The sequence below is a fragment of the Vibrio aquimaris genome, from assembly GCF_009363415.1.
Taxonomy (GTDB): Bacteria; Pseudomonadota; Gammaproteobacteria; order Enterobacterales; family Vibrionaceae; genus Vibrio; species Vibrio aquimaris.
Map to the genome: position 1 here is coordinate 1 of NZ_CP045350.1, position 13,361 is coordinate 13,361.

Annotated in this window: 11 protein-coding genes; all 11 read left to right on the forward strand. The window is 40.4% G+C overall.

The window, feature by feature from the left end:
• The 11 genes from dnaA to FIV01_RS00055 all read left to right on the forward strand — a co-directional run bounded on the left by dnaA (nt 1) and on the right by FIV01_RS00055 (nt 13,339).
• Nucleotides 1-1,407 (forward strand): chromosomal replication initiator protein DnaA, encoded by a 1,407-nt coding sequence (gene dnaA, locus FIV01_RS00005; RefSeq protein ID WP_114787725.1) that lies wholly within the window; start codon nt 1-3, stop codon nt 1,405-1,407.
• 70 nt (nt 1,408-1,477) lie between these two features.
• Nucleotides 1,478-2,578, forward strand: a complete 1,101-nt coding sequence (gene dnaN / locus FIV01_RS00010) for a DNA polymerase III subunit beta (protein ID WP_152429183.1) — start codon at nt 1,478-1,480, stop codon at nt 2,576-2,578.
• A gap of 1 nt (nt 2,579) precedes the next feature.
• Nucleotides 2,580-3,662, forward strand: a complete 1,083-nt coding sequence (gene recF, locus FIV01_RS00015) for a DNA replication/repair protein RecF (RefSeq protein WP_152429184.1) — start codon at nt 2,580-2,582, stop codon at nt 3,660-3,662.
• A gap of 13 nt (nt 3,663-3,675) precedes the next feature.
• A complete protein-coding gene (gene gyrB, locus FIV01_RS00020; protein WP_152429185.1) occupies nt 3,676-6,093 on the forward strand; it encodes a DNA topoisomerase (ATP-hydrolyzing) subunit B in 2,418 nt (805 codons plus the stop codon).
• Between the two features lie 309 nt (nt 6,094-6,402).
• Nucleotides 6,403-7,593 (forward strand): UDP-N-acetylglucosamine 4,6-dehydratase, encoded by a 1,191-nt coding sequence (locus FIV01_RS00025; protein WP_152429186.1) that lies wholly within the window; start codon nt 6,403-6,405, stop codon nt 7,591-7,593.
• A 12-nt stretch (nt 7,594-7,605) separates the two neighbouring features.
• Complete coding sequence (locus tag FIV01_RS00030; protein ID WP_172971791.1) at nt 7,606-8,748, forward strand: LegC family aminotransferase; 1,143 nt, start codon at nt 7,606-7,608, stop codon at nt 8,746-8,748.
• A gap of 28 nt (nt 8,749-8,776) precedes the next feature.
• Nucleotides 8,777-9,700, forward strand: a complete 924-nt coding sequence (locus FIV01_RS00035; RefSeq protein WP_152429188.1) for a methionyl-tRNA formyltransferase — start codon at nt 8,777-8,779, stop codon at nt 9,698-9,700.
• 8 nt (nt 9,701-9,708) lie between these two features.
• Nucleotides 9,709-10,581, forward strand: a complete 873-nt coding sequence (locus FIV01_RS00040) for a glycosyltransferase family A protein (protein WP_152429189.1) — start codon at nt 9,709-9,711, stop codon at nt 10,579-10,581.
• Nucleotides 10,565-11,620: an N-acetylneuraminate synthase family protein gene (locus FIV01_RS00045; RefSeq protein WP_152429190.1), complete on the forward strand. Its 1,056-nt coding sequence runs from the start codon at nt 10,565-10,567 to the stop codon at nt 11,618-11,620. The genes FIV01_RS00040 and FIV01_RS00045 overlap by 17 nt, the downstream gene beginning before the upstream one ends.
• The gene (locus FIV01_RS00050) at nt 11,620-12,306 is read left to right on the forward strand and encodes an acylneuraminate cytidylyltransferase family protein (protein ID WP_152429191.1); all 687 of its coding nucleotides are present in this window, start codon (nt 11,620-11,622) and stop codon (nt 12,304-12,306) included. The genes FIV01_RS00045 and FIV01_RS00050 overlap by 1 nt, the downstream gene beginning before the upstream one ends.
• Complete coding sequence (locus tag FIV01_RS00055; protein WP_152429192.1) at nt 12,296-13,339, forward strand: nucleotidyltransferase family protein; 1,044 nt, start codon at nt 12,296-12,298, stop codon at nt 13,337-13,339. Before FIV01_RS00050 ends, FIV01_RS00055 begins: the two co-directional genes overlap by 11 nt.
• The last annotated feature ends 22 nt before the right edge of the window (nt 13,340-13,361 follow it).

A 13,361-nucleotide genomic window follows, 5' to 3' on the forward strand; every position in this document is an offset into this window, starting at 1 on the left:
GTGTCATCTTCGCTTTGGTTGCAATGTATGCAGCAGCTTCAAGAAGAGCTACCAGCTACAGAATTCAGTATGTGGGTACGCCCGTTACAAGCGGAGCTCAATGACAGCACGCTCACTTTATTCGCACCTAATCGTTTTGTAATGGATTGGGTTCGCGATCGATATCTAAATAGTATCAACCGCTTACTGCAGGATTACTGTGGAAACGATATTCCTAGCTTGCGTTTTGAGGTTGGGAGTAAACCTGTCTCAGCACCTAAGCCTGTGCCAAAAAGAACACCGGCAGATGTTGCTGCCGAGTCATCAGCGCCTGCTCAATTGCAAGCGCGTAAGCCAGTGCATAAAACCTGGGATGATGATGAGCAGCGAGTGGCTGAAATAAACCATAGATCTAACGTTAACATTAAGCATAAATTCAATAACTTTGTTGAAGGTAAATCTAACCAACTTGGTTTGGCTGCCGCTAGGCAGGTCGCTGATAATCCCGGAGCTGCGTATAACCCTCTATTTCTATACGGTGGGACAGGCCTAGGTAAAACACACTTATTGCATGCCGTTGGTAACGCTATTGTGGATAACAAGCCTAACGCTAAAGTTGTTTACATGCACTCTGAGCGTTTTGTGCAGGATATGGTTAAAGCGCTGCAAAATAATGCGATTGAAGAGTTCAAGCGCTACTATCGCAGCGTTGATGCTTTGCTCATAGATGACATCCAGTTTTTTGCTAATAAAGAGCGATCCCAAGAAGAGTTTTTCCACACTTTTAATGCCTTGTTAGAAGGCAATCAACAGATCATCCTCACGTCTGATCGATATCCTAAAGAGATCAGTGGTGTAGAAGATCGTCTTAAATCTCGTTTTGGGTGGGGACTTACGGTTGCGATCGAACCACCCGAGCTGGAAACTCGCGTCGCTATCTTGATGAAAAAAGCAGAGGATCACCAAATTCATCTTGCTGATGAAGTTGCTTTCTTTATTGCTAAAAGGCTGCGCTCTAACGTTCGAGAGCTGGAAGGTGCGCTTAACCGTGTTATCGCCAATGCCAATTTTACTGGACGCCCAATCACCATTGATTTTGTAAGAGAAGCGTTGCGCGATCTTCTTGCCTTGCAAGAAAAGCTCGTCACTATAGATAATATTCAGAAGACAGTGGCAGAGTACTATAAAATCAAAGTTGCTGACTTGTTGTCAAAGCGTCGTTCGCGCTCTGTTGCTCGTCCTCGTCAATTAGCCATGGCGTTAGCCAAAGAGTTGACTAACCACAGTTTGCCAGAGATAGGTGATGCCTTTGGCGGTCGTGACCACACAACGGTACTGCATGCTTGTCGGAAAATCGAGCAGTTGCGTGAAGAAAGCCACGATATCAAAGAAGATTATTCTAATTTGATTCGTACACTTTCTTCTTAAATCGCATTATTCTAAGCAAGAAATCGATTCATTCTTTATTAAGCTAAACGAATTCTGAAAAGAGCGTACTATGAAATTTTCTATTGAGCGTAGCCATCTACTTAAGCCGCTTCAGCAAGTCTCGGGTGCTTTGGGTGGACGCCCAGCCCTTCCTATTCTCGGTAATTTGTTGCTTAAAGTTGAGGGTAATATGCTTTCAATGACGGCAACGGATTTGGAAGTCGAACTTATTAGTCGTGTGGCTTTAGAAGGAGACTTCGAAGCTGGCAGTGTTACAGTACCTTCGCGTAAATTTCTCGATATCTGCCGAGGACTTGCCGATGATTCGGTTATCACCTTCGTTCTTGATGGGGATAAAGCACAAGTACGTTCTGGTAGAAGCCGCTTTTCTTTATCGACCTTACCAGCCAACGATTTTCCCAATATTGAAGATTGGCAAAGTGATGTGAAGCTGTCCCTGACTCAAGAAACACTTCGAGCATTGATTGAGAAAACGCAGTTTTCCATGGCTAACCAAGATGTGCGTTACTATCTCAATGGTATGCTGTTTGAAATCGATGGTACAACATTGCGTAGTGTTGCGACAGATGGGCACCGCATGGCGGTATCACAAGCCCAGCTCGATACCGAGTTTGCCCAGCAGCAAATTATAGTTCCGCGCAAAGGTGTATTAGAGTTGATGAAATTACTAGATGCCCCAGATCAGAATGTCACCTTGCAGATTGGTAGTTCTAATCTTCGTGCGGAAGTTGACCGTTTTGTGTTTACTTCTAAACTCATTGATGGCCGCTTTCCTGACTATCGCCGAGTTATGCCTCAATCAACAACTAAGATACTTGAAGCTAATTGTGATGAGTTGCGTCAGGCTTTCTCGCGCGCAGCGATTTTATCCAATGAGAAGTTTCGTGGCGTGCGAGTTAACTTATCCGGTAATGAGTTGAAGATAACGGCTAATAACCCAGAGCAAGAAGAAGCAGAAGAAACGCTTGATGTCAGCTATGAAGGTGAACCGATTGAGATTGGTTTTAATGTCAGTTATGTCTCAGATGTACTGAATACCTTGCGCTGTGAAAACGTGAGGGTATCAATGTCAGGAGCGAACGCCAGTGCGATGATTGAAAATACGCAAGACGACAGCTCTATATATGTGGTCTCGCCAATGCGACTTTAATATGCCACTGTCACGCCTCGCTATTCAGCAGTTTCGTAACATTGAAGCCTGTGATATTGAACTATCAACAGGCTTTAACTTTCTTATTGGCCCAAATGGCAGCGGTAAAACTAGCGTTCTTGAAGCAATATATATGCTTGGGCATGGCCGCTCATTTAAGAGCAGCCTGACTGGACGAGTGATTCAGAATGATTGTGATCAGTTATTTGTCCATGGCCGTTTTTTGAACTCGGATCAATTTGAGCTACCTATTGGCATTAATAAGCAGCGCGATGGCTCAACAGAGGTTAAAATAGGGGGTCAACCCGGTCAGAAATTAGCTCAGCTCGCACAGGTTTTACCACTGCAAATGATTCATCCAGAAGGTTTTGATTTATTAACAGATGGACCAAAGCATCGCAGAGCATTTATTGATTGGGGTGTATTTCATGTTGAGCCTGCATTTTTTGATACGTGGGGAAGATTTAAGCGTCTCAACAAACAGCGCAATGCTCTTTTGAAAACCGCTTCCTGCTATCGCGAGCTTTCTTACTGGGATCAAGAAATGGCTAGCTTAGCTGAAAGCATAAGCTGCTGGCGAGCAGAATATGTCAGTCAGGTGAGTGAAAAAATAGCACGAATATGCCAGATATTTTTACCTGAATATGAAATCCAGCTTAAGTACTACCGAGGGTGGGAAAAGAGCACTCCTTACGCATCAATCTTGGCCGAAAACTTCGAACGAGATCAGGTGTTAGGGTATACTTTTAGCGGCCCAAATAAAGCCGATTTAAAAATCAAAGTGAATGGGACACCTGTTGAGGATGTGCTTTCACGTGGTCAACTTAAGCTTATGGTATGTGCCTTGAGAGTGGCACAAGGACAACACCTTACTGAAGTGACCGGTAAGCAATGCATCTATTTAATTGATGACTTTGCTTCAGAATTAGATAGCCAACGTCGTAAGCGTCTTGCTGATTGCTTAAGAGAGACGCGGGCACAAGTTTTTGTCAGCTCTATTACGCAAAGTCAAATCGACGATATGTTAGACGAAAAGGGCAAGATGTTCCGGCTGGAACATGGCACAATAGAGCAAAATATATAGTGGAAGATAACTCATGTCTGAAAATTACGATTCATCGAGTATTAAAGTACTAAAGGGCCTAGATGCGGTACGTAAGCGTCCGGGAATGTACATAGGCGATACCGACGATGGTACCGGCCTACACCACATGGTGTTTGAGGTGGTGGATAACTCTATTGATGAAGCGTTAGCTGGCCACTGTAAAGACATCATAGTGACGATTCATGAAGATGGCTCAGTCTCTGTGCGTGATGATGGACGTGGTATACCAACCGAGATGCACCCTGAAGAGAATGTTTCTGCTGCAGAAGTTATCATGACAGTGCTTCATGCTGGTGGTAAGTTTGATGACAACTCGTATAAGGTATCGGGTGGTTTGCACGGTGTGGGTGTTTCAGTGGTTAATGCTCTATCTAAAGAGGTGTCATTAACGATTCACCGGGGTGGACAGATTCATACTCAAACCTATTATCATGGTGAGCCGAAGGCTCCGCTGTCTGCTATTGGTAATACAGATAAAACCGGCACAGAAATTCGTTTTTGGCCGAGTGAAGAGACTTTCTCTAATATCGAATTTCACTATGATATTTTAGCTAAGCGCTTGCGTGAGCTGTCATTTCTTAACTCTGGTGTGTCTATTAAGTTAGTTGATGAGCGTGAAGAGGATAAAAGCGATCACTTCATGTATGAAGGTGGTATTCAGGCCTTCGTTGAACATCTTAACACCAACAAAACCCCCATTATTGAGAAAGTCTTTCACTTTAATGCGGAGCGGGAAGATGGCATTGCAGTAGAAGTAGCAATGCAGTGGAATGATGGCTTCCAAGAAAATATTTACTGTTTCACCAATAATATTCCTCAGCGAGATGGCGGAACTCACCTTGCGGGTTTTAGAGCGGCTCTGACCCGTACTCTGAACTCCTTTATGGACAAGGAAGGCTTTTCTAAGAAAGCAAAAACAGCTACATCGGGTGATGATGCTCGGGAAGGTCTGACTGCTGTTATCTCTGTTAAAGTGCCAGATCCAAAATTTTCCAGTCAGACAAAAGACAAGCTTGTTTCTTCTGAAGTGAAATCAGCGGTTGAGTCGGTTATGGGAGAAAAACTGTCTGAGTTCTTGGTTGAACACCCAACAGAAGCCAAGACGGTTTGTAGTAAGATTATCGATGCGGCTCGAGCCCGTGAAGCTGCTCGCAAAGCTCGTGAAATGACACGTCGTAAAGGTGCACTTGATTTGGCAGGCTTACCAGGTAAGTTGGCAGACTGCCAAGAAAAAGACCCTGCACTTTCAGAACTATATATAGTGGAGGGTGACTCTGCGGGTGGCTCAGCTAAACAAGGTCGTAACCGTAAGAATCAAGCAATTTTGCCATTGAAGGGTAAAATTCTGAACGTAGAAAAAGCGCGCTTTGACAAAATGCTGTCCTCCCAAGAAGTTGCCACCCTAATTACTGCTTTGGGTTGTGGTATCGGACGGGATGAGTACAACCCTGACAAATTACGCTATCACAATATCATTATCATGACAGATGCGGATGTGGATGGTTCTCATATTCGAACATTGCTTTTAACCTTCTTCTATCGCCAAATGCCGGAGCTTATAGAGCGTGGCTATGTGTATATTGCTCAGCCGCCACTGTATAAAGTGAAAAAAGGCAAGCAAGAGCAATACATCAAAGATGAAGATGCGATGAATCAATATGAGGTTGCTCTGGCGCTTGATAATGCTGCCTTGCATGTAAATGCACAAGCGCCAGCTCTTGCTGGAGAAGCGCTTGAAAAATTGGTTCACCAATATAATGCGGCAATTAAGTTAGTGGAACGTATGAGCCGCCGCTATCCACGAGCTTTGGTTCATGAGTTGATCTATACGCCGCGTATTACGGCAGAAAAATGTCATGATGCTAGCTTTGTTGATGCATGGACCAAGCAGCTGGTGGAGCAGCTCAATGCTAAGGAAGTGGGGGCAAGCCAGTACAGTTATGAAGTTGAGCAGCATGCTGAACTTGGTCTCAACCTGCCGAAGATTTTAGTTCGCACTCATGGTGTGACTCACGAATTTGCGTTAAGCGTCGATCTGATCAATTCAAAGGAATACGCTAAGTTAGCGAGCTTGTCAGAGGCGCTTGATGGCTTAATTGAAGAAGGCGCTTACATTCAACGAGGTGAACGCACTCAGCTAGTGTCTAGTTTTGTTGATGCGCTAAATTGGTTGATTAAAGAGTCTCGCCGAGGCCTTACTCGCCAGCGCTACAAAGGGTTGGGAGAAATGAATCCAGACCAGTTGTGGGAGACGACCATGGATCCTGAAACGCGCCGCATGATGCAAGTAACGATTGAAGATGCGGTTGGCGCGGACCAGCTGTTTACGACCTTGATGGGTGATCAAGTAGAGCCGCGTCGAAACTTTATCGAAGAAAACGCTCTCAAGGTCGCTAATCTAGATGTGTAGGCTAACTAAATGTTAAAAAAGTATGGTGCTTCAGATTGCTGATAAAGGTCCAGCCATAAGGCTGGACCTTTGATCTAATAGGAGCATTGAAATATGGACATCCCGATATACTGCCAAAGCCCTTATTAATGTTAAGACGATTGTATCACTTTTTATTTCAGTCGCACACTGAGGTGAGAGGTCCAATAAAGCGCGAATTTTCGATAATAATCAGGTAAAGTGCCATTGATATAAGATGCTGAAATTGAAAGAGATACTTGGATGTACTTGTCCATAAAACCTCGATGTTTTTAATCAGGAAGTATTAAAATGACAAACATATTGCCCTTAATTGGCAGGGAAAGTGATCTGTTTTCTGATGATCTCATAGCTAATAGTGAAGAGCTCACTCGCATTGTGGCTGAGTCTACTTTTTTGGTTCTCGGGGGGGCTGGTTCTATCGGCCAAGCCGTGACGAAAGAAATTTTCAAACGTAACCCTAAGAAATTACATGTCGTTGATATTAGCGAAAACAATATGGTTGAGCTCGTTCGAGATATTCGTAGCTCATTTGGTTACATTGATGGTGACTTCCAGACATTTGCTTTGGACATTGGCTCTCTAGAGTACGACGCATTCATTAAAGCTGATGGTAAGTACGACTATGTATTGAACTTATCTGCACTTAAGCATGTTAGAAGTGAAAAAGATCCTTACACTTTGATGCGGATGATTGATGTAAACGTATTTAACACAGACAAAACAATACAGCAATCTATTGATGCTGGTGCGAAAAAGTACTTCTGTGTTTCAACAGATAAAGCAGCAAACCCAGTCAATATGATGGGTGCGTCAAAGCGTATCATGGAGATGTTTCTGATGCGTAAAAGTGAGCAAATGGCGATTTCAACAGCTCGCTTTGCAAATGTTGCGTTCTCTGATGGCTCGCTGCTACATGGGTTTAATCAACGCATTCAAAAGCGTCAGCCTATTGTCGCTCCTAACGACATCAAGCGTTACTTTGTTACTCCTCAAGAGTCTGGTGAGTTATGTTTGATGTCTTGTCTCTTTGGTGAAAACCGAGATATCTTTTTCCCGAAACTGAGTGAATCTCTACACCTTATTTCGTTTGCAGATATTGCGGCGAAATACTTGAAGCAGCTTGGTTATGAAGCTCATTTGTGCACAACAGAAGAAGAAGCGCGCCAACTCATACATACATTGCCAGAGCAGGGCAAATGGCCATGTCTGTTTACTGCAAGTGATACCACGGGCGAAAAAGACTTTGAAGAGTTTTTTACAGATAAAGAAGAGTTGGATATGTCGCGATTCGAAAATCTAGGTATCATCAAAAATGCTCCTCTTTATGAGCAAGAGCTTCTTGTTTTGTTTCAAAACAGCATAGCGGAGATGAAAGGTGAGCGAGCTTGGACTAAAGAGCAAATTGTAAAACTGTTCTTTACCATGATCCCTGATTTTGGGCACAAAGAAACGGGCAGATACCTCGACAGCAAAATGTAAGTGGAGCATTCAATGAAAGCGACATCTATTGTTGAGTTTGTGAGAGATACTTACAAAACTGACGAATTTATTCCCTTGCACGCACCAAGGTTTGGTGGCAACGAAAAGGCGTATGTTATGGAAACAATTGAAAGTACATTTGTTTCTAGCGTCGGTAAGTTTGTTGATGATTTTGAGCGAAAAATTGAAGCGTATACTGGTACGGCTAAAGCGGTAGCGACAGTTAATGGGACAGCAGCATTGCATGCTGCATTGTACATGGCTGATGTTCAAAGAGACGACTTAGTCATAACTCAAGCTTTAACCTTTGTAGCAACTTGCAATGCCTTATATCATATGGGTGCTGAGCCTATTTTTGTCGATGTGTCCCCAGTGAGTTTAGGGCTTTGTCCTAAGGCTATGGATGCATTCTTAGAAGAGAATGCTGAAGTCACAGACGTGGGGTGTATTCATAAAAAAACAGGTAGAAGAATCAAAGCAGTTGTACCAATGCATACCTTTGGTCATCCTGTAGAGCTTGATGAGCTGGTTGCTGTTTGTTTGAAATGGAATATCACCTTGGTTGAAGATGCAGCAGAAAGTTTAGGCTCATTTTATAAGGGCAAGCATACAGGGACTGTAGGTGAATTTGGTGCTGTCAGTTTTAATGGCAACAAGATCATCACCACTGGTGGAGGTGGTATGGTGTTATGTAAGACTAAAGAACGGGGCGCGCGTGCGAAGCATGTCACTACGACAGCGAAAGTTCCTCACCCTTATGAGTTCTTCCATGATGAGCCAGGCTTTAATTACCGTATGCCAAACCTTAATGCGGCTCTAGGGTGTGCTCAGATGGAAGTTATCGAGCAGTATCTGAAGCAAAAGAGGCTGCTTGCCGAAAGCTACAAGGATTTCTTCAATGGAACAGATTTTAAGTTTGTTACAGAGCCTGAATATGCACAGTCAAACTACTGGCTAAATGCAATCATTTGCCCGGATAAGGAAAGTCGCAAAGATGTCCTTGCTGTGACAAATGGTGCTGGAGTTATGGCTCGACCGGTTTGGCAACTTATGCATAGACTGCCTATGTATTCTAACTCTATCAGGGGGACATTAACAAATTCTGAATACTTAGAAGCTCACTTATTAAATCTTCCAAGTTCCCCTAACTTATGATTCTGAAACTAGATTAGAGATTAATTTTATGAAGATTGGATATTTCGCTGATGGGCCGTGGTCTCACCTTGCTTTAGAAAAAATTGTAGAGTTAAAAAATGTTGATGTTGCCTTTATCACACCAAGGTTTGATACACAAGATCCGGTGTTAAAGGATTGGTCAGAGAGGCTTAATGTCCCATATATATTACATGAGAATGTTAATTCAAAAGAATACATAGAACATGTTAGTAGTCTTAATGCTGATCTGTTCATCTCCATGTCATTTAACCAAATACTGAAAAAAGAAATTATTAACATACCTCCTATGGGTTTCATTAATTGCCATGCAGGTGATCTACCATACTACAGAGGACGGAACCCTTTAAACTGGGTTCTTATTAATGATGAACCTAGTTATGGAATAACGGTTCATATGGTCGATGAGGGTATTGATACAGGAGATATAGTTCTGAAAAGGAGTTTTGAAATTACTGATTCCGATACCTATAAAACTTTGCTGGAAAGTGCAATATTTAATTGTTCTAAAGTATTGATTGAGTCGATAGAATTGATAATAAATAATAAAGTAAACCTGATTAAGCAAAAAGATATTCATCCGGTAGGGTTTTATTGTGGAATGAGACGACATGGAGATGAGAGCATCTCTTTCGATAATGATAGTAGAACAGTATTTAACTTTATCAGGGCAATAACAAGCCCAGGTCCTGGGGCAAGGGCTTGTGTTAATGGGGAAGAAGTAGCGATTTTGACTTCCGAGCTAATAGATAATGCACCATCATACATAGCGACTGTTGGCGAAGTCGTTGGAAAAGAACTAAACGGGGTCGTGGTTAAAACTAGCGATTCTACGATTTTAATAACGCAAGTTGCATCTATCGATTCTGATGGGAGTTTGTTCAATATTAGAATTCCTAAGTACAGGATTGGTACGAGGTTTAAGAGCCTTTAGGATATAATATGAATAAGGTTTGTGTTTTAACAACAATATTCCCAATGCGGTATGATTACGTTGAAAGGTTTTTTGAATCTCTTAGTCATCAAACGTATTCTTCGTTTGATACTGTAATTGTTAATGATGGATTTGGTGATATCTCAAACATCAAATCTAAAAACAATAACCTCAACATACTTGAGGTAGAAGCTGATTCTACACCATCTAAAAATCGACAGGTGGCAATTGAATTTGCAATCAAATCTGGTTATGAAATTGCGATTCTTTGTGATTCAGATGACTATATGGATATACACAGAGTAGATGTTTGTGTAGAGCAGCTAAAGTCTACAGATATTGTAGTTAATGAGCTAGAGTTATTTAGTGAAATAGGAACTATTCACGATGAATACCTTTCAAAAAGGTTTTTAGATGGCGACATTATTGAAATATCTGACATTAAAGATAAAAATATTATTGGTCTATCAAATAGTGCGTTTAAACTATCTATCATCGATCAGTTTGACTTTCCTAAAGAACTGATTGCAATAGATTGGTTCCTATTCTCAATTCTTATTTTGTCTGGAGCTAAAGCTAAGTTTACAAACAAAACCAAGACATACTACCGTCAGTATGATCAAAATACTGTTGGCTTGGGATATATGAACGAGAAGAAGTTAATCAGATGTTTAGATATTAAGCTATTACACTATAAACTGTTAAAGGAATATGACTTTGAGTACAGTAAGCTTCTTGATGAAGTAATAATAATCAGGGATGCTCTAGTGAATGAAAAATTCAAAAGTGACTATATAAGTCAATGCAATGAAAAAATAAAGTTCCCTCTATGGTGGGAGCTTATTCCAATTAAAGAGGTTTTTAATGAAACTAACAAATAAACGAGTGGTCGATAATTTTTCTTCACCTTATATCATAGCAGAGCTAGGTTCAAATCATAATGGAGATATGGAGTTAGCAAAAAAGCTAATCTTAGAAGCAAAAAAAGCCGGTGCAGACTGCGTTAAGTTTCAAAGTTGGAATAAAAATTCTTTATTTGCTCAAGTTAAATTTGATGATAATTACTTTATCGCAGATGATTACAGGGATAGGACGGACTTTACGCTCGAAGAAATTGTAGAGGAGTACTCTATTTCTGAATCTGAGTTACTAGAGATGAAAAAGTTTGCTGATAACGTAGGGATTGACTGTACATCGACCCCATTCAGTAAAACTGAAGCTGATTTTCTAGTCGATAAACTTAACTCTCCATTTATAAAAGTTGCTTCGATGGACTTAAACAACTTACCTTTCTTGAAGTACCTTGCAAAAAAACAGCTACCAATAGTAATTTCGACAGGGTTGAGTGAACTCCATGAAATCGATAAAGCTATTAGAACTATTGAAGATACTGGTAACGAGCAAATCTGTATTCTTCATTGTGTATCAAACTATCCGCCTGTAGATTCAGAAGTTAATTTGAATAACATCAAGACTCTAATGGCAACTTATCCCAATTATCCTATTGGGTTTTCGGACCATACGATAGGAATAGAAATACCTTTAGCTTCTATTTCTCTTGGTGCGTGCGTGATTGAAAAACACTTTACTCTAGATAAGAATATGGAAGGGTGGGATCATAAGGTTTCTGCTTGTAAAGAAGAATTGGAAGCTATTGTTAAAGGCTCAAAGCGAATACAGCAAGCGCTTGGTAGTTTCAGAGTTTCAGCCCCAGAACCTGAAGAGAAAAAAAGTGAATTCAGAAGAAGTATTATTTTGACTAGAGCGCTCAGTGAAGGGGAGGTTATAACGATTGAAGACATTGATTATAAGCGTCCAGGAACGGGTATTAAGCCAGAAATGACAGACTTCATTGTAGGGCGTCGAGTAAATAAGAATCTTGATTTTGACCATGTTCTAACAATGGAAGATATCCTGTAATGATTGCTATTATCCCTGCAAGAGGGGGGTCAAAAGGTCTACCAGGTAAAAACACTAGGCTTTTATGCAATAAGCCCTTGATTGCATATACAATTGAATCTGCTTTAAAGAGTTCATTTATAACTAAGGTCATTGTATCGACAGAGTCATCTGAAATATACGACATTAGTGTTAAATATGGAGCTTCAGAAACCTCATTGAGGCCGAAGGAATTAGCAACAGATACTTCATTGGCTATCGATACATATAAGTACACTATAACCAAGATTGAACAAGATGAATCTATAGATATAGACTCATTTGTTGTCTTATTGCCTACAGCTCCTTTGAGAACTAGTGATGATATAGATCTCGCAATTGATTTATTTCATAAAAAAGAAGCCGACTCCGTATTAAGTTACACAAAAGAATCTCACCCTGTTTATTGGCATGGATTTGTTGAGGATAGTGGTAAGTTTTCTCCACTGTTTGAATCGAATAATTTAAGTAATCGTCAAGACTTGAGGGCTACTTACTATCCTAACGGTGCTATTTATGTATTTAAAAAAGATCTGATTATGTCAGGTAAGTACACTACAGACAATACATACGCTTATTTAATGCCTAGAGAGAGATCTGTTGATATAGATACATTAGAAGATTTTAAATATGCTGAGTATTTAATGGGTAATTATTGTGAAAAATAAGTTAGTATTGAAAGAAACGACTGATTTATATGAGGTTGTTGAAGCTTTAGATAGGACTGGAATTGGAGCATTAGCATTAGTTGACCACGACGAGCGTTTGATAGGTATATTGACAGATGGCGATCTACGGAGAGCTATCCTAAGAAAAGAGACGAAAATTGAAAATATAATTAACAAGTCTCCAGCAGTTCTTCTTTATGGGACACCAAAGCAAACAATTATATCTAAGCTTAAACAATTGCATCGACGTCATATTCCTCTAGTAGATGTAAATGGTTTATTTGTAGATCTTTTTGCAATTGACAATATAGACTTCGTTTCTCGAGATAACTTTGTTGTTATAATGGCTGGTGGATTAGGAACGCGATTAGGAAAATTAACTGAACACAAACCCAAGCCTCTTCTTAATATAGGTGATCGACCAATATTAAGACATATGATAGAGCACGCTAGGGATCAAGGATTTAGAAATTTTTTACTATGTGTTAACTACAAAAAAGAGCTTATATATGACTATTTTGGTAACGGAGAAAAATATGGTGTTAATATTCGCTATATTGAAGAAAATAAAAGGATGGGAACTGCTGGGGCTTTAAGTCTGATCTCCAAAGAGCTATTAGAGAAGCCTTTCTTTGTAGTCAATGGTGATGTTATAACCAATCTAGACTTTGATGATCTTCTAGTGGCACATAGAAAAACTAGTTCTATAGCTACAATGTGCGTGAGAAGTTACTCTCATGAAGTTCCTTATGGAGTTATTGAGTGTAAAAAGAATGGGGAAATTATAGATATTAAAGAGAAACCTCAATACGATTTTAATATTAATGCTGGGATATATGTCATTGATCCTGAAGCACTTAAAGTATTACCCAGTGATACATTTTACGATATGCCACAGCTATTTATAGACTTGAAAAGAAGAAATTTTGATATTGGAAGTTACTCGATCGATGACTATTGGATAGATATCGGAAAGCCGCAAGATTATGAACAGGCACAAAAGTTATGGAGCTTGATTGATGGTTTAATCTAGGTGTTTAGAAGTCTCTATTTTT